The following is a 24,176-nucleotide window of genomic DNA, read 5'->3' as shown; positions in this document are numbered from 1 at the left end:
TCCGTCTAATAACGAAAAACTACAACCCAACCATTTTGGTAATAATTGCATAGTGATCTTCAAACATCATTTTGGCATCAAGCTCTGCCAATGGCAGCCAAAATGCTTTGGTCGCATCATCGCCGCCTTTTACTTTTGGCAACCCTTTTGGGTCGTTTTTTAGCTGAAAATAAAACGCTTGAGTAATCGTGCGACCACGCGCTGAGCGGTACGGATCGTCAAAGGTATGCTGACTATGGCAAGAACCGCGTAATACAGGCTCAGGGACTTTGAGGCGCGTCTCTTCACGTAGCTCGCGAATACAAGCATCAAATAGCGTCTCTTTTGGATTTAAAAATCCACCCGGCAGTGCCCATAGGCCGCGTCCTGGCATACTGCGTCGCTCGACTAGCAAGATGTGCCCCGACTGTACAATCAAAGCATCAGCCGTCATAAAAGTCGGCGGATAGGGGGCAGATTGCCACTGTCTTTTGTATTTATCAATAAAGTCTGCTTCTTCATGCAATTGATGATAATCGTCCGTTTTTTTGAATTCATCGAGGACGTTGCGTGTTGACTCAGGCGTACGCTCAGGTGTTGGCGTAGCGCCCATCAGATAGCTGTCGCGAATAGGCGTGGCTGATAGATTATGATAATTAGGTACTGACACCGATGCCCAGTTAGGGAATAGCGATAAGTAATATGATGAGCTGTCTTTTGAGTGACCAATCAAGCCAATATCTGTTTGCAAGTCACCCGTAACAGATTTTACGCCTGCTTGGACATATTGTAGCCAGCGCGTGTCATTGTAGAGCGCATCGTCTAGACCGACGCAATGGATACGAGCGGCGTCTTCTGCTGAGTAAGCGCCCTTAATCATCGCAGCGCGTTCAGCGACGCTAAACGGATTACGTAAGCTGCGTGGTAGATTGGCCGAACCAATCAGCATAATCACTTCATCAGAGCGTTTGAGCGCTTCATCAATGACTGCCTTGTGCCCACAATGAAATGGCTGGAAACGCCCGATAAAAACCAAATAACGGTAGTGTGTACTGTTTTTCTGATCGGGGTTTTTCTTATCTGAAGCTTGCTCTGATAATTCACTCATAGACGCCAATTTCCTACAACTTATTTTTATTGATAAAAAATTAATGACGCTAATACTGACACAGCCTGTGACTTTCTGACAAGTAGAAAGATGTTTAGGGGTGTATCCTTGGTAGGCATTATTTGTATTTAGTCTGCTTGATAAATAATGTAGCTGTCTTTATATAGAGGGTAGCTTATCGGTCATTATATAAACAATGCTTAATCTAGTGATTTGTAGCGCCATTAAAAAAACCAATGACAACCATTTATAGTGGTCGCGGCTCAATTCGCAGTAGCACGGTCGGAATTATTACTTGATTCAGGTATAATGGCCATTATAGACGGATTAAATTTTATGACTATTGCTGCCGGTGCATTACAATAATAAACCTAAAGCACTGATGACTTGCAAACTGATATACGCCGTAAAAATTCTGAAAAATTCAAATTCACGACACAGTAGCCATAATAGATATTGCGCTTGTGTCACAATGCATAGGAAATATTATGAGTGAGCAAAATCAAGCCGCTGACTATGAGTCAGCATTAGATACTGAGCAAGTTGAAGTAAAAAGCAATATCACCATCACTGAATCGGCTCAAGGCTATTTAGCAGATTTGTTAGCCAAGCAAGATACTGATGGTATTGGTGTGCGTATCTTCGTTGAGCATCCAGGCACGCCGCGCGCAGAGTGCTGCATGGCCTATAACCAGCCGGGCGAAGAAGACAGCGCAGATTTGCGTTTTACTTATGATGACTTTTCGGCCTTTATCGAAGCGGCATCGGTTCCTTATCTAGAAGATGCGGTCATCGATTACAATAAAGATCGTTTTGGTGGTCAGCTAACCTTCCGCGCGCCAAACTCTAAAGTACCCAAAGTGGGCGCTGATGCCAGTGTCGAAGAGCGTATTAACTATGTCTTACAGTCAGAGATTAACCCTGGCTTGGCCGCGCATGGCGGTGACGTACAGTTGCTTGAATTGATTGATGAAGAAGGTATTGGCCTAACTGCTGTCTTAAAATTCGGCGGTGGTTGCCAAGGCTGTTCAGCCGTCGATATGACGCTGCGTCAAGGTGTTGAAGTACAGCTTAAGCAGCAAATACCAGAGCTGACGCAAGTGGTTGATGATACCGATCATACTCGTACAGAAAATGCTTACTATAAGTAAATAAGTATTAGTAGACTTTGTTTAAATATTGATTCTTTGTACAATAATGACATGCTTGTGTCAAAAATGGACATATGGTACTATTCCTATCTAATTTTGGAGGAATATTTATGAAGATTTATGCATTTTGGAATAACAAAGGTGGCACTGGTAAAACAAGTTTGACTTTTCAGGCTGTTACAAGATTTGCAGAACTAAACTCAGATAAACGAGTTTTGGTTATAGACATATGCCCTCAAGCTAATATATCTGAAATGTTGTTAGGTGGTCAGGAGGAGAGCGGAAGCAATAATCTTTTGATGCAACAAGGAAAAGTGCCAAGATGTAGTATTGGAGGATATTTTGATTATCGATTAAGCTCTCCCTTTACAAAACCAAGCTTTGATGCTACTGCCTTTGTTATGAATCCTAGTTTATTTAATGAAAATATACCAAAGAATCTCGATTTAATATGTGGTGATGCCCTGTTAGAGCTTCAAGCTATTGCGATGAACACTTTGGCTAACAATGATATACCAGGTATCAATGCATGGATGTCTATTATTGATTGGTTAAGTGATTTACTAGAGAACTTGGATTATGACTATGTTTTTATAGACACTAATCCAAGCTTCTCCATGTATACACAGATTGCTATTGCCGCTTCAGATAATGTGGTGCTGCCGGTTATGGCAGATGATTCATCTAGAAGAGCTATCCAAAATGCATTTTCACTTATATATGGTCAAAAACTACCTTCAGAAGTATATAAGAACTATACATTCTCTAAAAAATTAAATGATGCTGGTAGAGAGCTTCCAAAAATACATTTAATAATTAAAAACAGAATTACTCAATATATGGGAGACGCCTCAGCTTTCAAGGCAGTGTTGACGGGAATTGATCATGATGTTAATGAACTCGTCAATGACTATCCAGACAATTTTACTTTTAGTGACGCTATAGATGGTATGGTGAGTGTCCGTGATTTTGGTACAACTGGCGTTGTTGCTTTTGCTAGAGGCTGTCCTTTTTCTATAATGCCTACAGGCAGATTATCTATAGCCGGAAGAAGAGTACAAGTAAAGCCTGAATACAGAAAACTTGCTTTAAAATCGATAGATGAAATAGTAAATAAATTATAATTAGGAATATATTAAAATTATTTTTATACAAAAAATTTGCTGTTTTTTTCATAAAAAAGTTGAGTTATGATTAACTCAGCTTTTTTTATGTCTATCTTTTGGCAATAAATGGTTTGGCAATAGACGATTTGGTTATAGATGGCTTGGTGACAGATAGATTAAGGTAGATTTTTTGACATAATTTTTGATGATTCGTTTGATCGTTAAATAGTAAATGAATAACAAATAAATAGGAGCACAACATGAGTAACGGACAACCAAACACACAGGTAGAGAACACGCCGCGTCTTGAGACCTTGGCGATTCATGCTGGTTATAGTGTTGAACCAACGACCAAAGCAGTCGCCGTACCTATCTACCATACCAGCTCGTATGCGTTTGATAATACTCAGCATGGTGCCGATTTGTTTGATCTAAAGGTCGCAGGCAATATCTATACTCGTATTATGAATCCGACCAATGCGGTGCTAGAAGAGCGCGTTGCTGCGCTTGAAGGCGGTATCGGTGCGCTTGCGGTCGCCTCTGGTATGGCTGCTATCACTTATGCGATCCAGACCATTTGTGAAGCAGGCGACAATATCGTTGCCGTATCGACGCTATATGGTGGTACTTACAATTTGTTTGCGCATGCCTTGCCGCGTCAAGGCATCAAGGTGCGTTTCTTTGACCACAAAAATCCAGAAGCCATTCGTGATTTAATCGATGATAAGACTAAGATGGTATTTGCCGAAAGTATCGGTAATCCATTGGGTAACATCGTAGATATTCAGGTGCTCAGTGATATTGCTCACGAGTACGGTGTGCCTGTCGTGATTGATAATACCGTTGCCACACCTGCGCTATGCCGTCCGTTTGAGTTTGGTGCGGACATTGTGGTGCATTCATTGACCAAGTATATGAGCGGCACGGGGACGTCGATTGGCGGTGCGATTGTTGATAGCGGTACGTTTGCGTGGGGCGATTATCCTGAGCGTTTCCCATTACTGAACACGCCAGACGCCAGTTATCATGGTGTGAACTTTGTCAAAGACGTGGGCGCGCCTGCCTTCATCGCCCGTGCTCGTGTCGCACCGTTACGCAATACGGGTGCGGCGCTTAGTCCGCTCAATGCGTTTAGTATTCTACAAGGGATGCAAACGCTGAGCCTGCGGATGGAGCGTCATGTACAGAATGCACAAGCCGTTGCAGAATACTTACGTGACCATGACAAGGTCGCTTGGGTAAAATATGCAGGCCTGTCTGACCATCCTGAGCATGAGCTTGCCCAAAAGTACTTGAAAGGCACGCCTTCTGCTATTTTAACCTTTGGGGTAAAAGGCGGTCTGGAGGCAGGGTCGCGCTTTATCGACGCGCTACAATTGATTACGCGCTTGGTGAATATCGGCGATGCCAAGTCCTTAGCCTGTCATCCTGCCTCGACGACGCATCGTCAGTTAAATGGGCAAGAGCTTGAGCAAGCTGGCGTTAGTGAGGATATGGTACGTTTATCTATTGGTATCGAGCATATTGAAGACATCAAAGCCGATCTTGCGCAAGCATTAGCTACTGCTTAATATAAAAGCATGCTCATTTAGGAAAATTATTTGAGTGATTATAATCCATAAACAAAAAAGCCCATATCAAGTCGATATGGGCTTTTTATTTGCGTTAAATATACATATTCAGCATTTAAGCAGATAGGACACGCTGAGCGATATCTCGGTAATCCTGCGAGGCAAGACGTGGTCCAAACTGCTGGATGACTTGTGACGATATTTCGCTGGCAAGACGTCCACACTCTGGCAAGCTATAATGCTGCGATAGCGCATACAAGAAGGCACCCGCGTAGTTATCACCTGCGCCGTTGGTATCGATGACACTGGTTACTACTGGCGTTGCCACGTCGTAAACTTCAATCTCCGACTCGTCATCAGGTTTGTGGGCAATGACCGCACCGTTGGCACCATCAGTGACGACCGCTGTTTGGCAATGATCAAGCAAAGCACGGGCAGCAGCTTTGACTTGTTTTTTATCGGTGAACAGCTTGGCTTCTTCGCTATTACAGAATATCACGGCGACTTTATTGCCAAGCATATTAAGTAGGCCGTCTTTGGCGAACTTCACTACAGCAGGATCCGCAAAACTCACAGCGATTTTTGCATTATGAATCCCGGCTTGTTGACGCAGTTGCGTCATTGCTGGTTGGATGCTTTCAGACATGGCCAAATAGCCTTCTAAATATAGCCAGTCTGCTTGCGTCAACGCATCAAAATCAACATTGTCGGCTGCGATTTCGCTTGAGGTGCCAAGATAGGTCTGCATAGTACGCTCGCCATCTTCGGTGACAGCGACCACGCATGAGCCGGTCACACCGCCTTCATGGATAGATTTGTCTGAGGTTGCGACGCCTGCTTCGTGCAAGTCTCTGAGGTAAAACGCCCCTTGATCGTCATCACCGACGCGGCAAGCATAAAACGGCTTACCGCCAAGGCTGGCAAAGGTAAACATTGTATTGGCTGCTGAGCCACCGCCGGCTTGTTTTGATGGCTCAATCTCAGCCAACTTAAAGTAAGCCAGTAGTTGCTGCTGCTCCTCAAACTCTGCTAGTGTCATATTACCTTTGGTCAGCTCGGTCTCTTCTAGTGCCGCATCTGACAGCACATATTCGTGATCAACCAACGCATTACCTATCGCCATTACATCGTACATTGCTTACCTCTCTTCAATTAATTTATAAACGGTTATCTTTTTTATTGCTAAAAACTAGTCAGCTTGTAACTCTAGTAGACGCTGATAAAGTGCATTCTTTTTTACACCAGTGATATCTGAGGCCAGCGCGGCTGCTTTTTTGACCGATAAATCTTCTAACAAACGCTGTAGCAATTTATCATGCGTACTGATATCGTTAGTATCCTTTGCGACACCGACGCCAGCGACGACCACGACGATCTCACCGCGTTGCTGATTGTCGTCTGCTTTGACAAACTCGACCAACTCGCCAAGGGTACTTTTATGTACCGTTTCAAACGTTTTGGTCAATTCACGACAAAAAGTCACTGCACGGTCTGCACCAAATATCATCGCCATGTCTTCTAGGCTAGATACGATGCGATGCGGCGCTTCATAAAATATCAGAGTTTCGGTACGTGCGATCAAGTCGTTCAGTTGTTTCTGACGACCGTGAGTTTTGGCTGGTAAAAACCCAATAAAGCTAAATCGATCTGATGGCAACCCCGCCACTGACAATGCGCCAATGGCAGCAGAAGCCCCAACGATAGGAGATACGGTCACGCCAGCCTCATGCGCAGCCTGCACCAATTGATAACCTGGATCACTGACAAGTGGTGTACCAGCGTCACTAATTAAAGCAACCGAATGACCTTGTTCAATCATTTCAATGATTTTAGGTGTTTGAATAGCGCTATTGTGTTCGTGATAGGCCCATAGCTTATTATGGCCTTTTTGCTTCGTTGTGGTCTCATCATCTTCTACACTACTTGTAGCATGATGAGTCTCTGAGCTTTTTGCCTCATCCGTTTTACTTCCTTTGGTATCAATACCAAAATGCGACAACAGCTTACCTGAAGTGCGAGTGTCTTCGCAGGCAATGATTGCGACCTGCTTTAAGACATCAATCGCGTGTGGCGTCATGTCGGTCAAGTTGCCAATCGGCGTGGCAACGATATAGAGACAAGCTGGCATCGCAGTAGGGGTAGACATGAAAACCTCGGGTTATTAACAATAATAGTGCGCTATTATATCCAGTCGTTATCCAGTCAAATAGTGAGTGAATAAATCAATAGATTTGGAGAGCATAACGCGCAGAAGTGGCTAGTTTAGCATGTTGTGCTATGATAATTCTCAAATGTTAAGCAGACGAATTAACCTTATGGCGAATCATAAACCCTTGATCTTAACCTCACCGAAACAACGCCAAGGTAGTCAGTTTGAACAGCAGGCATGTGAGTATTTACAAGCACAAGGGTTGCGGTTGGTGGCGCAAAACTGGCAACAGCCAAAAATAGGCGAGCTAGATCTGGTCATGATGGAAGCAGGACCCGCATGGTCAACGCTAGTATTTATCGAAGTTCGCCAGCGCAAGCGGTCGGTTTATGGCGATGCAGCACTCAGCGTGACGACCAGTAAGCAACGCAAAGTGATTAAAGCAGCGCAGTATTTTTTGCAGCAGCATCCTGAATATGCTCGTTATGACTGCCGCTTTGATGTCATTGCTTATAATACGGCGGGTAAGCTCAGCTCAAAAGGGAATCTGTTGAGCGATGAGCCGGAATGGCTTAAAGGCGCCTTTGTAGCCAATGCATGGGAGTAAATATACAACGTCAATACTGGATGACTTGCGCGCTTGACTGAATGTAACGCGCAATACTCGTTACCAAAAACCTAACCGCTGCTGGCCAAAATTAAGTAAAGTAGCTGTTAACGAAATTTGACTTATCACTGCTAGATAAAGATTGACTCAACACATTGAATTTATAACACCGTCACCACCATGCTCTAAGAGGTAAACAATGACACGGATGCATTCGCGCACTGCTATTTTTGGTTCATCACGCTGTATTACGACGAGCATTATGCTTGCCGCTTGTGTGGTCAGTACAGGCTGTGCCACCAATTATCTGACCAACAGTACAGAAGGAAATTACGGTGTGCCAATGACTGAGCGCACCATTCCGCAGCGTCTACTAGATCGTAGTATCGAGCATACTGCCAAAATCAACGTGTATGGGCTAAAAGAAGATTTGCAGCAGACCAGCCGTATGGGTATCGATAGCTTCAATAGCGAAGTGTTGCTCACAGGGGAAGTACCGTCTGAAGCGCTCAAAGCAGAAGTAGAAAAGGTCGTAAGCTCCATGCCAGATGTGCGCCGTGTCTACAACGAAATGGAAGTGAGTGCCTCAAAAGGCTATAGCTCAACGGTTCATGATGGTTATATCACCTCAAAACTACTGGCAAAAATAGCTGCCAGCGATGGCGTCAAAACCTCACAGATCAAAGCAGTCACCAACAATGGCGTGGTCTATATTATGGGTCGCATGACACCCACCCAGCAAAGCAACCTGATTGATGTGGCGAACAGCACTGTTGGGGTGACCGAGCTGGTACTGCTGACGACAGTTGTCGACGATAGAGGCGTAAAGATAAACGATGATGATATTATGTACGAGAACAATCTAGCCAATCCGGCGGTCGCACCCACTGTCCAAGATACCGCTGTCAGTACGGCAACGCCGATAGTAATAACGGAAGAAGAGGCTACTACGGCGCAACCATCATCAAGCCCATATATCGACCTTTATCAAAATCAGTAAAACTACTGAGTTTGTCAAGCTGAGTCTACCAAGCGATGATTGACGATAAATAAGAGCCTATATAATGGCTACTTAGTTATATGTGATACCAGTCACATCATATGATGCTAGTAGCCTTCTTTGATATTAATCACAATAAGCCTAAATAGATATGACAGTAAAAGCACGAGAAATCCTCAGCCAGTGAGTACTATATCAATAGTAAAAAGTAGCAGAAGCAGCAAGTTGGTCACTTATTTTTTCAAGTGAAAGTATATCCTTGACCAATTAACGAAACAGCATAGCTGCTATAACGCTACTCATTATTGATTAATAAATATAATAGGATACTGGCAATGAAGGATTCAAAAAACCGTATACAACAGAGTGAAGACATTAACAGATACAGCAAATCCTCTGGTAAAAAAGTACGCACGCTGAGATTCACAGGCGCTGCAGTTCTGGCATTAGGTAGTATTGCATTCGTGACGCAAAGTGCACAGGCATTATCACCACTCGCTATCGTCAATGGTATTACTTCTAGTGGCGGTGTAGGGGTGAGTAAAGACATCTTATACGGTGATGAGCCTTTGCAAGATTTGGATGTTTACTATCCCAAGCCCTTGGCACAGGCAATGAAAGCTCAAAGCGCTATCAATAGCAACTACCCAATGGTGGTATTTGTTCATGGCGGCTCATGGGAGAGTGGTAATAAAGAGCAGTATGCCTTTGTCGGTCAAAGCTTAGCGCAGGCAGGCTATGTCACCGCAGTGATTAATTATCGCAAAGCACCTGAGCACGTCTATCCCGATTATGTCGAAGATGCCGCGCAAGCGATTGCTTGGAGTATTGAGAATGCGACCAGCTTGCATGCGGATCCATCGCGTGTCGCTGTCATGGGACACTCTGCTGGTGCGTTCAATGCCGTTGCCGTAGTATCAAATGAAGACTTTTTGGCACCTTATGGTATCAAGCCAACAGACGTTGCAACCGTGATTGGTATTGCAGGACCTTATAGCTACGACTTTCGCAAATTCGATAGTGCGACAGCCTTTGCTCCAGATGCGACGCCTGATCAAGTGATGCCCGATCGTCAGATTAAGGGTGCACAGCCACCGTACTTGTTATTGACAGCAGAAAAAGACAAAGTCGTACATCCGACAAACGCAATCAAAATGACAGAAGCATTCAAAAAAGCAGGCGTCACCGTTGAAACTGGTGAGATTGAAGGCGCGAGTCACGCAACTAGCATTGGAGCAATGGCACCGCCGCTACGCTGGGTCAATGACGTACGCGCGCAAGTATTAACGTACTTGGATAAAATGCTTAAGTAGCTTGTCACTCTCCGTATGAGTGGCTGAGAGTTGCTTGATGTTTCATATTGTCTCAGTCCTCAAATACACTTGGGTAAGACAGTACTGTAAGATATGCAAACTCTTGTTATAATGTCATTACTTTAAATCTATACCCTATTCTAAACTTTAAGGCAGACTATTCTATGAGCATGAACGCTGACGATTTGATCGCATTTTTACAGACTCACTTCCCAGACGCTTTTATCCAAGCTGCCAATCAAGGTAACAAGTTTGATGTGCGCGTGGTTGATGCAAGCTTTGAAGGTAAACGAGCCGTTCAACGTCAGCAAGCCATTTATGCGCTAGTCAATGATAAGATTGCGAGTGGCGATATTCATGCCCTCAATATTCAAGCGCTAACGCCTGCTGAATGGGACGCTCAATCAAAAGGCTAATTAAATAGCTCTCTACACGACCAGACAATATAGAATTCGTCATATCAATAGATGAATTCTATCCATCTGGTTTTCATCATTTTTTATACTCATCGCTAGGTTGTCACCCTTATGGATCAATTTTTAATCACTGGTAGTAGTCGTATCGCAGGGGAAGTTACTATTTCAGGCGCCAAAAATGCCGCTTTGCCATTACTTGCCGCTATGATACTGGCCGAGACCCCAACGACATTGCACAATGTACCGTCGTTAAAAGACGTGCGTACATTGATTGAATTGATCGGTGGCATGGGGATTGATATCCAAAAGCAGGGCGACACGGTCACTTGCGACACAAAAAGCATCGATAATTTTTATGCGCCGTATGATTTGGTAAAAACCATGCGTGCGTCAATTTTGGTACTAGGTCCATTATTGGCACGTTTTGGCGAAGCTGAAGTGTCGTTGCCAGGTGGCTGTGCGATTGGCTCACGTCCTGTTGATCAGCATTTAAAAGCATTTGAAGCGATGGGTGCGGTAATCAGCGTAGAGAATGGTTACGTAAAAGCGCAAGCGCCTAAAGGCGGTAAGCTGATTGGCTGCCACTTCTCATTTGATATGGTGACAGTTGGCGGTACGGAAAACGTCATCATGGCAGCAGCATTGGCTAAAGGAACAACAGTTTTGGCTAACTGTGCATTAGAGCCAGAAGTAGTCGATTTAGCCAATATGTTAGTTGCGATGGGCGCCAAAATCAGCGGCATCGGTACTTCTACCATGACCATTGAAGGGGTAGAACGTCTACACGGTTGTGAGTATTCAGTGGTACCGGATCGTATTGAGACAGGCTCGTATCTCGCTGGTGCCTTGATGACTCAAGGTGATGTGCTGACCAAAAACACCACGGCGTCTTTATTGTACCCAGTACTTGAGAAGTTTGAAGCGATGGGTGCGGTAATTACAACAGGTGATGACTGGATTCGCGCGCAAATGAAAGGGCGTCCAAAGCCAGTAGATATCCGGACTCAGCCACATCCAGGTTTTCCAACAGACATGCAAGCTCAGCTGATGGCGATTTGCTGTCTGGCTGATGGAACGAGCACCATTATCGAAAACATCTTTGAAAACCGCTATATGCACGTACCTGAGCTAAACCGCTTGGGTGCATCTATCCAAGTGGATGGCCATACTGCGGTAATCAGAGGCGTCGAGAACTTTACGGCGGCACCAGTTATGGCAACAGATTTACGTGCTTCTATGTCACTTGTAATGGCGGCTGCAACGGCAGAAGGCGAGAGCTTGATTGACCGTATTTACCATATTGACCGTGGTTATGAGCATGTTGAAGAAAAGCTGCGTAGCCTTGGTGTTAATATCCAACGTGTCAATACCAACGGCTAATATTGATAGGTCAACCGTAGTTTATACATGAATTACGTTATACATTAAAACTTCCCTTAAATGGGGAAATTAACTGCACATGGACATGATGTCACTATGACTGAGACAAGCAAACCTGCACCAGCCGACAGCCTATTAAACGAAGTAAACGATGCGTTTTCAGGTCTAACCTTGGCACTATCAAAAGGCCGTATTCTAGAAGAGACGATGCCACTGCTACGTGCAGCGGGTGTCGATCTTTTAGAAGACCCTGAAGCCTCGCGCAAACTTATTTTTCCAACATCAAACCCAAATGTACGTGTATTAATTTTGCGTGCGAGCGACGTACCGACCTACGTCGAACACGGCGCGGCTGATTTTGGTGTAGCGGGGAAAGATGTGCTGCTTGAGCATGGCGCGAATCACGTGTACGAATTGCTTGATTTAAAAATCGCTCAATGCAAATTGATGACTGCTGGCGTAAAAGATGCACCATTGCCCAATCGTCGTCTGCGTATCGCGACCAAATATGTCAATGTAGCGCGCGCTTATTTTGCGAGTCAAGGTCAGCAAGTTGATGTCATTAAGCTTTATGGATCTATGGAGCTTGCACCATTGGTGGGCTTGGGTGATTTGATTGTCGATGTGGTTGATACAGGTAATACTCTACGTGCGAATGGGCTTGAAGCGCGCGATCATATTTGTGATGTGTCATCACGTCTTATCGTCAATCAAGTCAGCTATAAGCGCAAATTTGCGTTACTAGAACCTATTTTAGACAGCTTTAAAAACAGTATTGCAAATGCCTAGTAAACCGGTGTCAATCATTGGTAATATAAAGCATGGTGATACGAATTTTTAAACCAGTTTAGCAGGCTATGAGTGATATAGCGTGCTAAACTGGTTTTATTGTCTTAGCTTGCGAAAAAATAAAATCACCGTAAAATTTAGACAAGAAGACAGCGAATAAGTCGCCATATTTGTGAATAATAAGCATACTTTAGCTATATTCACGTCGTTTATTTTCAGCAGTATTTTATGCTCAGATATAGGATTAGGTCATGCGCCAGTTAAGTACCCAAGATGCCGATTTTGACAATCAATTGACACAACTGCTTGCCTTTGAAACCGTCAATGATGCTGAATTATTACATACCGTTGACGATATCATCGCACAAGTACGTGCGGATGGCGATAGCGTCGTATTGGCATTAACTCAGCAATTCGATCAGCATCCAGCGACAACGATGCAAGAGTTGGAGCTGTCTAAAGAAGCACTTGCCGATGCATTTGCCAATCTTGATGAGAATGTAAAAACGGCGTTGACCACAGCCGCAACCCGGGTACAGACCTTTCATGAGCGCCAAGTGCAAGAAACGTGGCAATATGAGGATGAGCTAGGCAATCGCCTAGGTCAAAAAGTCACGCCACTTGATCGCGTTGGCATTTATGTGCCGGGTGGCTTGGCATCTTATCCATCATCAGTATTGATGAATGCTATCCCTGCCAAAGTGGCTGGCGTCGCTGAAGTCATCATGGTCGTACCAGCGCCAAAAGGGGTGCTCAATCCTTTGGTATTGGCAGCAGCACATTTGGCCCAAGTTGACCGTGTCTTTACCATTGGCGGCGCGCAGGCGGTAGCAGCTTTAGCCTATGGCACTGAGACCATTCCAGCCGTGGATAAAATCACAGGGCCGGGCAATAAGTATGTCGCGGCAGCCAAACGCGCAGTATTTGGACAAGTCGGCATTGATATGATTGCAGGCCCTTCAGAAGTGTTGGTATATGCAGAGGGTGAAGCGCAAGATCGAGCTGATTGGCTCGCAATGGATTTGTTGTCGCAAGCAGAGCATGACCGTATCGCTCAAGCCATCTTTGTGACGACCAGTGAAGAGCAGCTAAAAGAAGTCGCGTTAGAGATAGAAAGAGCACTCGCTGAGCTACCAAAAGCAGATATCGCACGCGATTCGCTACAAAATCGTGGTGCACTTATATTAGTGAAAGATCGTAGCGAGGGTATGGCACTGATTAATCGTATTGCCCCTGAGCATTTGGAGTTATCCGTTGATAACCCTGATGCATTGTTAGATGATATTCGTCATGCGGGTGCTATCTTTATGGGTCGTCACACGCCTGAGGCCATTGGGGATTACTGTGCAGGACCGAACCATGTGCTACCAACATCCGGTACTGCGCGCTTTTCTTCACCGCTTGGGGTTTATGACTTTCAGAAGAAATCATCAATTATTTATTGCAGTGAATCAGGTAGCAAGCCATTGGCTGAGACGGCTGATATTCTAGCGCAACGTGAGGACCTAGAAGCCCATGCGCGCTCAGCCCGTTATCGTTATCAGTAAGATATTTTGAGCGTCTTCGTTTTTACTTTTGATAGATATTTTTAATAGTCTGTATGGCTAATTAGTAGGATAATTTATGAGTGAGTCAAAGATAGATACCAGACTTTGGTCATCTAAAGCACGCAACTTGTCACCTTATGTGCCGGGTGAGCAGCCGCAACACGACAATTTATGCAAACTGAATACCAATGAAAACCCGTTTCCGCCCTCACCAAAAGTAGGGGAGGCAATCGTTAAGGTACTCACTCAGCAAGCGCAAGAGCTGCGTTTGTATCCGGCACCTGAGTCTAATGACCTGCGTGCTGCATTGGCACAAGCATATGACCTTGATGTCAGCCAAGTGTTTGTCGGTAATGGATCAGATGAAGTATTGGCGCTTATATTTGCCAGTTTCTTCCTAAAAGAGCGTCCGCTTTTATCACCTGATATTGGCTACAGCTTTTATCCTGTCTATGCGCAGACTTTTGGCGTACATCTCGTTAAGATCCCATTAGAAGATGATTTTAGTATCGATCCTGATGCTTATCGTCAGCCTTGTAGCGGTATCATCATTGCCAACCCGAATGCGCCAACAGGTTTGCTCTTATCACTTGCTGATATTCGTAAGCTAGCCAGCGAGCATTCTAATGCCGTGATTGTAATTGACGAGGCATATATTGACTTTGCTCAGACTGATGCAGACAGTACAGGCTCGCAAGTCTCAGCGGTCAGCCTAATCAATGAGTGTGACAACGTTATCGTGACGCAGACCTTTTCAAAATCACGGTCACTTGCTGGTTTACGTGTTGGGATGGCCTTTGGTAGTGCTTCATTGATTGAAGCATTGACGCGTATGAAAAATAGCTTTAATAGCTATCCACTGGATAAGCTAGCGCAAGCTGGTGCGACAGCAAGTGTGCTCGATGTGGATTATTTTGAGCAAACTCGTCAACAGGTCATCGATTTACGCACGTCATTGACCTCAGAGTTGACAGCGCTAGGCTACAAAGTATTGCCCTCGCATGCCAACTTTATCTTTGCCCGTCCAAAAGATGGTAATGCAAGTGCGGTGGCGAGTACCTTGCGTAATCAAGGGATTATCGTTCGCCATTTTGATAAGCCGCGCATTAATGAGTATTTGCGTATCACCGTAGGCACCTCAGATCAGCATGAGCGTTTGATTAATGCGCTAAAAGAGCTGCACACAGAGACTAGCATGATTGCTGATTAATGATTTACCTGCTTGTGTAGTAGATGCTATCGATAAGTAATAAAAAAGCCTGCTAACGTAATGTTAAGCAGGCTTTTCTTTTTAGAGGCCAGTGCAAAATAGTATTTTAGTCGTTTATAATTTTTTCGCCAACACCGCCAGTAGGTTACCTACCTTATCTAAGCACTCTTGATATTCAGCATCACAATCTGATGCCACTGTAATACCGCCACCCGCCCATAGATTTATGTGTTTTTCTTTATTAAAGTCATTGTTGGCTGAGCCATTGGCTTGTAGCGTGCGAATCAACACATTCCATTGACCACTGCCATCAAAATTTATATAACCCATGGTGCCACAATAAGCACCGCGCGGTGTAGACTCTAATTCAGCGATAATTTCGACAGCGCGTTTTTTTGGTGTGCCAGTGATAGAACCAGCAGGCAGACTACCAAACAATACAGCCAATGGGTGGGTATCAGTTTTTAGCTCAGCAGTGATAGTGCTGACCATATGATGCACGTTACTAAAGCTTTCAATCGCAAACAGTTGCGGCACTTTTACGCTACCGATCTTGGCATATTTACCCAAATCATTGCGTAGCAAATCCACAATCATCACATTTTCGGCACGGTCTTTTTCGCTATCGACCAGTTGTTGCTTGTACGATTTATCTTGCTTATCAGTGGAGCCACGAGGCATAGTGCCTTTGATTGGCTTGGTCAGGATATGGTGTTTATTAGTCACCTTATCTTTGGTAAAAGTAAAAAACAGCTCAGGGGAGCAGCTCAATAGCTCAAAACTGTGGTTAAAGGTATTAACGTGTTCAACGCTTGCACCATCAACACTCAAATAGCCTGCAAAAGGCGCTTGCGTATTGTGATGCAGTAAAGGGAGATAATCGATAAGTGCTGAAGTTGGTTGAGTCGCATCGTTCTCGTACGGCAGATAGCCAGACCACTTTTGCGTCAGGTTAATTTGATAGCAGTCGCCTTGCTGTAGATAGTCTTGGGTACGATCAAATGCTTGCTGATAATCACGCTTGCTCCACCGTGCCGTTAGGACGACAGGTATAGTATGTGATGTGCGCTTAGATTGTGCTTGATTAAGATATTTGTCGGATAGCTTTTTATCCAGTTCATCTAAGTAGGACGTCAGAGTAGCCAAAAGTGGCTCTGTCGGCTCATGGTCGAGAGTATCATCAGAGTTATCAGTGGTATGGTGAGTTTTTAGCGCCCAACCTGTATCGGCTGCAGGTGTTAGATAGATATCGTAATGCCCTAATGAAGCACAAGGCTGATTTGCCAATTCGATTCTGTCTGCAGGACTTAACTCATAAGCAGCGATATCGTAACCGATAAAACCAATCAGACCATGATGATAATTGGGTTTTGTGCTTTTCGAATTTATGTTATTTGAGCTATTACTATTGTCATCATAAGCTTTGCTGTAAGCAATAAGCTCATTTTGCCATTCTAGATAACTCATATAGGCTGTCGTGATAGGTTTGCTATGAGTAGAGCAGTTATCACGGCAGTTTTTAACCACTCTATAGACAGGGTTTGAATCTTTGGAAGTATGATTGTCAACTGGATAAACCGACCAGCTGACTTTAGGCATCAAGCCAATCACTGGTCGTCTATCGTTATTTAACCAAGCCAATTGCCAATTTGCTGCATCATCTTGATTGAGTAAATGGCGTCTTAGCTGCGGCATTAATTCAGCCGCTGACAAATCACCAAAACGCCAGCTAAACTTGCTAGCTGGCGATGGGTCAGAATCTGTCTGCTCAGTTATCATTTGATTTGGTGCGACCATGGTTTAAGCGTCAAACTTTTTGATGATTAGCGTGGCATTAGTACCGCCAAAGCCGAAGCTATTGCTCATCAAGGTTTCAAGATTTGACTCGCGCATTTGGGTGACGATATCGAAACCTTCAGCTGCAGGATCTAGGTTGTCAACGTTGATACTTGGGGCAATAAAGCCATCTTGTAGCATAAGTAGGCAGTAAATCAGCTCTTGCGCACCAACAGCGCCTAAGCTATGACCAGTCATCGATTTGGTTGAGCTGATAGCCGGTACTTTACTGACATCGTTATCAAAAACTTTGGCAATCGCTTTAAGCTCAGTGATATCGCCTAGCGGTGTGCTGGTACCATGGCTATTGATATAATCAACGCTTTCTAGGCCAGCTTCAGCTAAGGCTTGTTGCATACAGCGTACAGCGCCTTCACCACTTGGGGCAACCATCTCGGCACCATCAGAGGTAGCACCATAACCCACGATTTCAGCCAAGATATTGGCGCCACGTGCTTGTGCATGCTCTAAACTTTCTACCACAACCATCGCGCCACCAGCAGCAATCACAAACCCGTCGCGATCTTTGTCATAAGCTCTTGAAGCGAGTGTTGGCGTGTCGTTATATTGAGTGCTCACTGCACCCATCGCATCAAACATACAAGACTGTGTCCAATGCTCAGCTTCACTACCACCAGCCAATATCACATCAGCTTTACCCAGTTGGATAAGCTCAGCGGCATGACCGATACAATGAGTTGAGGTCGCGCAAGCCGAGGCAAGCGAGTAGGAGACACCTTGGATTTTTAGACCAGTGGCTAGGGCGGCTGATACTGAGCTGCCCATGGTTTTAGGTACGGCCATCGCACCGACACCGCGTAGCCCTTTTTCACGCATAGCATCTACAGCGTTCACGATGTTTTCTGTTGACGCACCACCTGAGCTTGCGACGACGCCCACGCGTGGATTGTTATTGATGGTGTCAAGTGACAGTCCTGAATGTTCAATGGCGTTTAGTGCACTGACATAAGCGTACAGACTGGCATCACTAAAAAAGCGTTTGAGCTTACGATCGATACCACTAGTATCCAGTTCTGATTGATTAATACTACCGCTCACGTGTGATTTAAACTCGTGCTCAGCATAAGAATCATTGAACGTAATACCAGACTTTCCTTCTTTAAGAGCAGCAGTGACCGTGGCTAAATCATGTCCGATACAAGAGACAATCCCTGCTCCAGTGATAACGACGCGACGCATATTCTATTCCTTGTAAGTAACGATTTGCCGCTATTGACAGGCAATAATCGTTGTAAATCTATATATGAGGTTTAACGATGAATGAATTTGAGCATTATAGTGAAAAAATAGTCTATGTAGATAACGATAGCATGAATTAAGGTAACTACAGCCTATTAAAGACGATATAAATTCAGTGTACAATTATGCTCTAACTTACGGCACATGATAACGTATCAAGCGTTGAAAATCTTTGGACAAGTGTAAAATAATGACGAAATAGCCTCTATGGCTACAAGGTAATGAGAAAGTGAGTGGCTATAAAGCCCTTTTTTTTAAGCAGTTGCTTTACTGTTTATGAAAAACAATATGGGTGAGCTAAAGGCTATGGTTAAGTGAGATAAAAATTAAGTTATACTTTTAGATACAAAATTTGTGACAGTGATAACATTGTTCGCACTGACAAAGACTATAGCGATTGACTAAAATAATTGCTTAAAACTACTAATACTAGAATAAAACCAATCATCATATTAAGGACATTACGATGGCAAAGCGTAGTACTCTTTCAAAAAGTATCAATACTATTGGCTCTTTCACGCGCAATAACCTAGAACGCGTAGGCTCAATGATTGATAGCATGAATGCCAAAACAGGCAAGCCGCGTCAATATAAAGCAGTGGATCTAGGTGATGAGGACTATCAACAAGATTTATTTCGTGAGCAAACCTTGAAGGCTACGCAGCAACTGTTGGGCCCACGTTTTGCTACTTATGGTAAATATGCCAAAAAAGTCGTGCCAAATAGCTTTTTTCAATCGACAGTAGATAGCGCGTTTGCTCAAGTTGCAAAGCTTGCATCAAACTGGAGTCAATTAGATTTACCGAACGAGCATCGCTTTGCCAATATTGCCACTTTAGATGATGAAGAGCGTTATGCACTTGCAACCGACATCGCTAACCAAAACCGAGCGCTTGCAGCAATGGGCGGCCTGACAGGTCTAGCAGGGCTGCCAGGTCTACTTGCTGATACCTTATGGCTATTACTAGTATCTCTACGTACTGTCTACCAAATTGCAGCTATATACAATAAGCCGCTCACAGGTAAACAAGGTGTGAAGATGGCGTATGAACTGCTTTCGAATGCAGACCTAAGCAAAATGCAAGAAAAACAAGCATTGCTAGCAGGTATGGGTATCGGTAAAGGTTTGCTTGATAATGCTCAGAGCCGCGGGTTACATAGTGAGCTCAAGAACTTGGGTCTAAAAAATCAAAACGTAAACTACTATGCTGAGCAAATAGACAGTATTGCTAGCCAAGTAGGGATTGATTTGGACAAAATCAACCTATTATGGGTTCGCCGTTTTATTCCCGTTACAGCAGTAGCCATCGGCGTACATTATAACAGTCAGTTGATTGATGAAGTGATTGGCGTTGCCCAAGCGACTTTCGCGCCAGAGGCAAAACTTGCCAATCGTGCCATTACTGATGACAGTAGTAGCGAGGCTGAAGTAAAAAAATCTAGCAATAACGATGCGCAGAAAGACACAGAAAAGACAGAAGAAAATAGCGATACAGAAGAAAGCAGTAGCAAAAAAGACTTAGACAAGCAAACGTCTGATAAAAAAGCCAAGTAATAGACATATTATTTGCTAGTTGGGTTGTATATTAATAAGCACAATGGTATTTATCTTGGTCTGATTGAGTAGAGTGACTTGAAATCAGGATAAATACCACCACTTAGTTACTATCAAGTAGCATTTATATTTGAATATCTTTTCTTAATGGTGCTTGAGTCTACCTTGTTTACTTTATTTATGACGCTATTTTTCGGCGAAAAAACGATAAAGTGATACAATAAGAGGCTGAATGCATATCTATCAAATGTTGTAAAGCGAAACCATTCATAAGTGGTTGAAATAGCAGCAACAACTCTTTATAATACACTGTCCTAAAAATGGGTGCCCCGAAATCTGCAATTATTGTCAGATAGATGGTGCATTGGCCCATTTTTTTGTTTTATACCAAACGGGAGAAGGATGCCTTATGGCAACAACTAACCAATTGATTCGTAAAGGTCGCAAAACCATCAAGGAAAAGTCAAAAGTTCCTGCGTTGGAAGCGTGCCCACAGCGTCGCGGTGTATGTACTCGTGTATATACTACCACGCCAAAAAAACCTAACTCTGCCATGCGTAAAGTATGTCGTGTACGTTTGACTTCAGGCTATGAAGTATCAAGCTACATCGGCGGCGAAGGTCATAACCTACAAGAGCACAGTGTTGTTCTAATCCGTGGTGGTCGTGTAAAAGATCTACCAGGTGTACGTTATCACACTGTTCGCGGTGCATTAGATTGCGCAGGCGTTAAAGACCGTAAGCAAGGTCGCTCTAAGTACGGTGCTAAGAAGCCTAAAGTTTAATAACTAAACGTTATTAAATAAGCTTTTTGTACTACCCAATAACTGTGCATGGGTTTGGTGTCAGCAGTCATATTACTTTTATATAAGTGATTTGCTCTTAAAACATACCACCATGCAGTAAGGCTAACTGATAACTCACTGCTATATCCCAATGATAAGTAGTCGATGTTGTGAATGTTAGACACTCCTGAAGATAAGGAAATTTATTATGCCAAGACGTCGCGTCGTTGCTGCCCGTGAGATCCTACCGGATCCTAAATTTGGTAGCCAAACTGTTGCAAAATTCATCAACCATGTAATGAGTGATGGTAAAAAATCTACTGCTGAGCGTATCGTTTACGGTGCACTTGAGACAGTAAGTGAGAAGCGTAAAGTTGAAGATCCAGTATCTTTCTTCGAAGAAGTGCTTGAAAATGTACGCCCAATGGTAGAAGTAAAAGCTCGCCGCGTTGGCGGTGCAACCTATCAAGTACCAATGGAAGTACGCCCCTCCCGTCGTACTGCCTTGGCTATGCGTTGGTTAGCTGAAGCTGCTGCTAAGCGTTCTGAGAAATCAATGGCTTTGCGTTTAGCTGGCGAATTGAATGATGCTGCTGATGGCAAAGGCGCTGCTATGAAAAAGCGTGACGAAGTTCACCGCATGGCAGATGCTAACAAAGCATTCTCTCATTACCGTTTCTAAGCTACTTTTTAACAGTAGCTTGAGATTAGTGGCTCATACTCATTAATCTTACATTGTTGTTTATTCTATTGATTGCCGCCATCATCATCCGGTCATATATAAATGCTATTTATTAATGATTGGGGTGGCGGACATCTATCCAGATGTTCCTCTTAACAAGTATGACTTTCATCCTTTCATTAGAGAACATCCCAAATTTGATGCCACACTATTCTTAGTATTTGCTCTTTTTTTGTCCGTATTAGGCTCAATAATCAGTAAGTAATATTACGAAGCTGAACGCTTTGTCATAGAGTATGAGGTAGAGACACAATACATTATTATATACACGACTTTTCCTAGGAAAACACTATGGCTCGTAAAACTCCCCTAAAACGCTATCGCAATATTGGTATTTCAGCGCACATCGATGCTGGTAAAACTACCACTACTGAGCGTGTTTTATTCTATACCGGTGTTAGCCACAAAATTGGCGAAGTACATGATGGCGCAGCCACTATGGACTGGATGGAGCAAGAACAAGAGCGTGGTATTACTATTACCTCAGCAGCAACAACTTGTTTTTGGTCAGGTATGGCTAAACAGTTTGACGAACACCGCATTAACATCATCGATACCCCAGGTCACGTTGACTTCACGATCGAAGTTGAACGTTCTATGCGTGTACTTGATGGCGCTTGCATGGTTTACTGTGCAGTAGGCGGCGTTCAGCCACAGTCTGAGACCGTATGGCGTCAGGCGAACAAATATAAAGTACCACGTCTTGCATTTGTAAACAAAATGGACCGTGTTGGTGCTGATTTCTATCGTGTTATCGAACAGATCAAAACCCGTCTTGGCGGCAAGCCAGTACCATTGGTTATTCCAATTGGGAAAGAAGATGACTTCGAAGGCGTTGTTGATCTAGTGACCATGAAAGCTATCTATTGGGACGAAGCGTCTCAAGGTATGCAGTATGATGAGCGTGATATCCCAACTGAACTACAAGACAAAGCAGCAGAATACCGCGAATATCTTGTAGAAAGCGCTGCTGAAGCCAACGAAGAGTTGATGAACGAATATCTAGAAAACGGTGAATTGACTGTAGATCAGATCCACAGTGCTATTCGTCAGTTGACTATCGATAACGAAATCATCCCACTTCTTTGTGGTACTGCCTTTAAAAACAAAGGTGTACAAAAGATGCTAGATGCGGTTATCCAGTATCTACCAGCACCAATTGACGTACCTGCTATTAAAGGTATTCTTGATGATAAAGACGAAAGCGAAGGCAGCCGTGAAGCATCAGATGAAGCACCTTTCTCAGCACTAGCGTTCAAAATCATGAACGACAAGTTCGTTGGTAACTTAACCTTCGTACGTGTTTATTCTGGTGTGATGAAGCAGGGTAGCAGCGTTTATAACCCAGTTAAAATGAAGCGTGAGCGTGTTGGCCGTATCGTACAGATGATGGCAAACTCTCAAGAAGAGCTTGCAGAAATTCGTACTGGTGATATCGCAGCTTTAGTCGGCATGAAAGATGTGACTACTGGTGATACACTATGTGACGAAGACAACGTGATCACACTTGAGCGCATGGAGTTCCCAGATCCAGTTATCTCTCTAGCAGTTGAGCCGAAAACCAAAGCTGACCAAGAAAAAATGTCTATCGCTCTTGGCCGTTTAGCGAAAGAAGATCCATCGTTCCGTGTACACACTGACGAAGAGTCTGGTCAGACAATCATCAGTGGTATGGGTGAGCTACATCTAGAGATTCTTGTTGACCGTATGAAGCGTGAATTCAACGTTGAAGCCAACATTGGTGCGCCGCAGGTTGCTTATCGTGAGACGATTCGTAACACGGTTGAACAAGAAGGCAAATTTGTACGTCAGACTGGTGGTCGTGGTAAGTTTGGTCACGTTTGGCTACGTCTTGAGCCACTTGATCCAGCTGGCGACACTGAATATGAATTCGCTGAAGAAGTTGTTGGTGGTACGGTACCAAAAGAATTCCACGGTGCGGTTGATAAAGGTATCCAAGAGCGCATGAAAAACGGCGTACTTGCTGGCTACCCAGTTGTTGGCGTAAAAGCCACCTTGTATGATGGTTCTTACCATGACGTCGATTCTGATGAATTGTCGTTCAAAATGGCAGGTTCTATGGCCTTCAGAAAAGGTTTCCTAGCCGCTGACCCAGCACTACTTGAGCCAGTCATGAGAGTAGAAGTTGAAACACCTGAAGACTATATGGGCGATATCATGGGCGATCTTAACCGTCGTCGTGGTTTGGTACAGGGTATGGAAGACCTACCTGGTGGTACTAAACAGATTCGTGCTGAAGTACCATTAGCGGAAATGTTTGGCTATGCCACTCAAATGCGCTCTATGTCACAAGGCCGTGCAACTTACTCAATGGAATTCCAAAAGTACGCTGAAATTCCAAAATCAGTTGCTGCTGAAATCATCTCTAAGTTCAACTCTAAAGATGATGACGAGTAAATAAAACTTACTGAAGGTGACAATATAGAGGATCTCTGTGTATTGTCACTAAAGAATAGGCCAATAACTTGTTAAAAGACTTGTTATTGGTCGCAATTTTCTTATAATATCTGCACATTAGTATGTGCGACCTTTTAACAATTATCTTAAGGTGACCAAGACTTTCTTAATTGTCATATTTATATGAATTAAGCCTTGGAACCAAAAAAAAGAGGAAATACCCATGGCAAAGGCCAAGTTTGAACGTAGCAAGCC

General features: G+C 43.8%; 20 protein-coding genes. 15 read left to right on the top strand and 5 right to left on the bottom strand.

Annotated elements, in window-relative coordinates; translation table 11 throughout:
* Positions 1 to 19: 19 nt before the first annotated feature.
* Positions 20 to 1,087, bottom strand: coding sequence for a bifunctional nicotinamide-nucleotide adenylyltransferase/Nudix hydroxylase (locus tag I3255_RS11870; RefSeq protein ID WP_238039004.1), 1,068 nt, complete (start codon positions 1,085 to 1,087; stop codon positions 20 to 22).
* Positions 1,088 to 1,575: 488 nt separating this feature from the next.
* Between I3255_RS11870 and nfuA the strand changes: the two genes are divergently transcribed.
* The 3 genes from nfuA (at position 1,576) to I3255_RS11855 (ending at position 4,915) form a co-directional block, all read left to right on the top strand.
* Positions 1,576 to 2,238 (top strand): Fe-S biogenesis protein NfuA, encoded by a 663-nt coding sequence (nfuA, locus tag I3255_RS11865; protein ID WP_238039003.1) that lies wholly within the window; start codon positions 1,576 to 1,578, stop codon positions 2,236 to 2,238.
* A 110-nt stretch (positions 2,239 to 2,348) separates the two neighbouring features.
* Complete coding sequence (locus I3255_RS11860; protein ID WP_238039002.1) at positions 2,349 to 3,362, top strand: ParA family protein; 1,014 nt, start codon at positions 2,349 to 2,351, stop codon at positions 3,360 to 3,362.
* A 242-nt stretch (positions 3,363 to 3,604) separates the two neighbouring features.
* Complete coding sequence (locus I3255_RS11855) at positions 3,605 to 4,915, top strand: aminotransferase class I/II-fold pyridoxal phosphate-dependent enzyme (RefSeq protein WP_238039001.1); 1,311 nt, start codon at positions 3,605 to 3,607, stop codon at positions 4,913 to 4,915.
* A gap of 115 nt (positions 4,916 to 5,030) precedes the next feature.
* Here I3255_RS11855 and I3255_RS11850 read toward each other — a convergent pair whose 3' ends face one another.
* Both I3255_RS11850 and rsmI read right to left on the bottom strand, forming a co-directional pair.
* Entirely contained in the window at positions 5,031 to 6,050 is a 1,020-nt protein-coding gene (locus tag I3255_RS11850) for an adenosine kinase (RefSeq protein ID WP_238039000.1), read from the bottom strand.
* Between the two features lie 54 nt (positions 6,051 to 6,104).
* Positions 6,105 to 7,061: a 16S rRNA (cytidine(1402)-2'-O)-methyltransferase gene (rsmI, locus tag I3255_RS11845; protein ID WP_238038999.1), complete on the bottom strand. Its 957-nt coding sequence runs from the start codon at positions 7,059 to 7,061 to the stop codon at positions 6,105 to 6,107.
* 121 nt (positions 7,062 to 7,182) lie between these two features.
* On the opposite strand from rsmI, the gene I3255_RS11840 reads away from it, so the two are divergent.
* The 8 genes from I3255_RS11840 (at position 7,183) to hisC (ending at position 15,326) form a co-directional block, all read left to right on the top strand.
* Entirely contained in the window at positions 7,183 to 7,671 is a 489-nt protein-coding gene (locus I3255_RS11840) for a YraN family protein (RefSeq protein ID WP_238038998.1), read from the top strand.
* Between the two features lie 199 nt (positions 7,672 to 7,870).
* On the top strand, positions 7,871 to 8,671 hold the full coding sequence (locus I3255_RS11835; protein WP_238038997.1) for a BON domain-containing protein: 801 nt from the start codon (positions 7,871 to 7,873) through the stop codon (positions 8,669 to 8,671).
* Between the two features lie 335 nt (positions 8,672 to 9,006).
* Complete coding sequence (locus I3255_RS11830; protein ID WP_238038996.1) at positions 9,007 to 9,984, top strand: alpha/beta hydrolase; 978 nt, start codon at positions 9,007 to 9,009, stop codon at positions 9,982 to 9,984.
* A 164-nt stretch (positions 9,985 to 10,148) separates the two neighbouring features.
* Positions 10,149 to 10,400, top strand: coding sequence for a BolA/IbaG family iron-sulfur metabolism protein (locus I3255_RS11825; protein ID WP_058025509.1), 252 nt, complete (start codon positions 10,149 to 10,151; stop codon positions 10,398 to 10,400).
* Between the two features lie 111 nt (positions 10,401 to 10,511).
* Positions 10,512 to 11,780, top strand: coding sequence for a UDP-N-acetylglucosamine 1-carboxyvinyltransferase (gene murA / locus I3255_RS11820; protein ID WP_238038995.1), 1,269 nt, complete (start codon positions 10,512 to 10,514; stop codon positions 11,778 to 11,780).
* Between the two features lie 96 nt (positions 11,781 to 11,876).
* A complete protein-coding gene (hisG, locus tag I3255_RS11815) occupies positions 11,877 to 12,569 on the top strand; it encodes an ATP phosphoribosyltransferase (RefSeq protein ID WP_238038994.1) in 693 nt (230 codons plus the stop codon).
* A 251-nt stretch (positions 12,570 to 12,820) separates the two neighbouring features.
* Positions 12,821 to 14,116 carry a histidinol dehydrogenase gene (hisD, locus tag I3255_RS11810; protein WP_201599911.1) on the top strand — a complete coding sequence of 432 codons (1,296 nt, stop codon included), beginning with the start codon at positions 12,821 to 12,823 and terminating at the stop codon, positions 14,114 to 14,116.
* A 76-nt stretch (positions 14,117 to 14,192) separates the two neighbouring features.
* Positions 14,193 to 15,326, top strand: a complete 1,134-nt coding sequence (gene hisC / locus I3255_RS11805) for a histidinol-phosphate transaminase (RefSeq protein ID WP_238038993.1) — start codon at positions 14,193 to 14,195, stop codon at positions 15,324 to 15,326.
* Between the two features lie 114 nt (positions 15,327 to 15,440).
* Here the strand turns inward: hisC and I3255_RS11800 are convergent, their stop codons facing one another.
* Positions 15,441 to 17,123, bottom strand: coding sequence for an anthranilate synthase component I family protein (locus tag I3255_RS11800; RefSeq protein WP_238038992.1), 1,683 nt, complete (start codon positions 17,121 to 17,123; stop codon positions 15,441 to 15,443).
* 3 nt (positions 17,124 to 17,126) lie between these two features.
* A complete protein-coding gene (locus tag I3255_RS11795) occupies positions 17,127 to 18,362 on the bottom strand; it encodes a beta-ketoacyl-ACP synthase II (RefSeq protein ID WP_238038991.1) in 1,236 nt (411 codons plus the stop codon).
* A gap of 526 nt (positions 18,363 to 18,888) precedes the next feature.
* Between I3255_RS11795 and I3255_RS11790 the strand changes: the two genes are divergently transcribed.
* From I3255_RS11790 to fusA, 4 genes are all read left to right on the top strand, one after another.
* Complete coding sequence (locus I3255_RS11790; protein ID WP_238038990.1) at positions 18,889 to 19,977, top strand: EcsC family protein; 1,089 nt, start codon at positions 18,889 to 18,891, stop codon at positions 19,975 to 19,977.
* 409 nt (positions 19,978 to 20,386) lie between these two features.
* Positions 20,387 to 20,761: a 30S ribosomal protein S12 gene (gene rpsL / locus I3255_RS11785; protein ID WP_011281154.1), complete on the top strand. Its 375-nt coding sequence runs from the start codon at positions 20,387 to 20,389 to the stop codon at positions 20,759 to 20,761.
* Positions 20,762 to 20,969: 208 nt separating this feature from the next.
* Positions 20,970 to 21,443 carry a 30S ribosomal protein S7 gene (rpsG, locus tag I3255_RS11780; RefSeq protein WP_057761735.1) on the top strand — a complete coding sequence of 158 codons (474 nt, stop codon included), beginning with the start codon at positions 20,970 to 20,972 and terminating at the stop codon, positions 21,441 to 21,443.
* A gap of 351 nt (positions 21,444 to 21,794) precedes the next feature.
* Complete coding sequence (gene fusA / locus I3255_RS11775) at positions 21,795 to 23,921, top strand: elongation factor G (RefSeq protein ID WP_238038989.1); 2,127 nt, start codon at positions 21,795 to 21,797, stop codon at positions 23,919 to 23,921.
* Positions 23,922 to 24,176: the final 255 nt, after the last annotated feature.

Source organism: Psychrobacter sp. Ps6, assembly GCF_022129235.1.
Lineage (GTDB): Bacteria > Pseudomonadota > Gammaproteobacteria > Pseudomonadales > Moraxellaceae > Psychrobacter.
This window is presented reverse-complemented; position numbering and strand designations above follow the sequence as displayed.

Coding starts and splice junctions, on each gene's coding strand:
- I3255_RS11870 (WP_238039004.1), bottom strand. CDS start 1,087: ATGAGTGAATTATCAGAGCAAGCTTCAGATAAGAAAAACCCCGATCAG.
- nfuA (WP_238039003.1), top strand. CDS start 1,576: ATGAGTGAGCAAAATCAAGCCGCTGACTATGAGTCAGCATTAGATACT.
- I3255_RS11860 (WP_238039002.1), top strand. CDS start 2,349: ATGAAGATTTATGCATTTTGGAATAACAAAGGTGGCACTGGTAAAACA.
- I3255_RS11855 (WP_238039001.1), top strand. CDS start 3,605: ATGAGTAACGGACAACCAAACACACAGGTAGAGAACACGCCGCGTCTT.
- I3255_RS11850 (WP_238039000.1), bottom strand. CDS start 6,050: ATGTACGATGTAATGGCGATAGGTAATGCGTTGGTTGATCACGAATAT.
- rsmI (WP_238038999.1), bottom strand. CDS start 7,061: ATGTCTACCCCTACTGCGATGCCAGCTTGTCTCTATATCGTTGCCACG.
- I3255_RS11840 (WP_238038998.1), top strand. CDS start 7,183: ATGTTGTGCTATGATAATTCTCAAATGTTAAGCAGACGAATTAACCTT.
- I3255_RS11835 (WP_238038997.1), top strand. CDS start 7,871: ATGACACGGATGCATTCGCGCACTGCTATTTTTGGTTCATCACGCTGT.
- I3255_RS11830 (WP_238038996.1), top strand. CDS start 9,007: ATGAAGGATTCAAAAAACCGTATACAACAGAGTGAAGACATTAACAGA.
- I3255_RS11825 (WP_058025509.1), top strand. CDS start 10,149: ATGAGCATGAACGCTGACGATTTGATCGCATTTTTACAGACTCACTTC.
- murA (WP_238038995.1), top strand. CDS start 10,512: ATGGATCAATTTTTAATCACTGGTAGTAGTCGTATCGCAGGGGAAGTT.
- hisG (WP_238038994.1), top strand. CDS start 11,877: ATGACTGAGACAAGCAAACCTGCACCAGCCGACAGCCTATTAAACGAA.
- hisD (WP_201599911.1), top strand. CDS start 12,821: ATGCGCCAGTTAAGTACCCAAGATGCCGATTTTGACAATCAATTGACA.
- hisC (WP_238038993.1), top strand. CDS start 14,193: ATGAGTGAGTCAAAGATAGATACCAGACTTTGGTCATCTAAAGCACGC.
- I3255_RS11800 (WP_238038992.1), bottom strand. CDS start 17,123: ATGGTCGCACCAAATCAAATGATAACTGAGCAGACAGATTCTGACCCA.
- I3255_RS11795 (WP_238038991.1), bottom strand. CDS start 18,362: ATGCGTCGCGTCGTTATCACTGGAGCAGGGATTGTCTCTTGTATCGGA.
- I3255_RS11790 (WP_238038990.1), top strand. CDS start 18,889: ATGGCAAAGCGTAGTACTCTTTCAAAAAGTATCAATACTATTGGCTCT.
- rpsL (WP_011281154.1), top strand. CDS start 20,387: ATGGCAACAACTAACCAATTGATTCGTAAAGGTCGCAAAACCATCAAG.
- rpsG (WP_057761735.1), top strand. CDS start 20,970: ATGCCAAGACGTCGCGTCGTTGCTGCCCGTGAGATCCTACCGGATCCT.
- fusA (WP_238038989.1), top strand. CDS start 21,795: ATGGCTCGTAAAACTCCCCTAAAACGCTATCGCAATATTGGTATTTCA.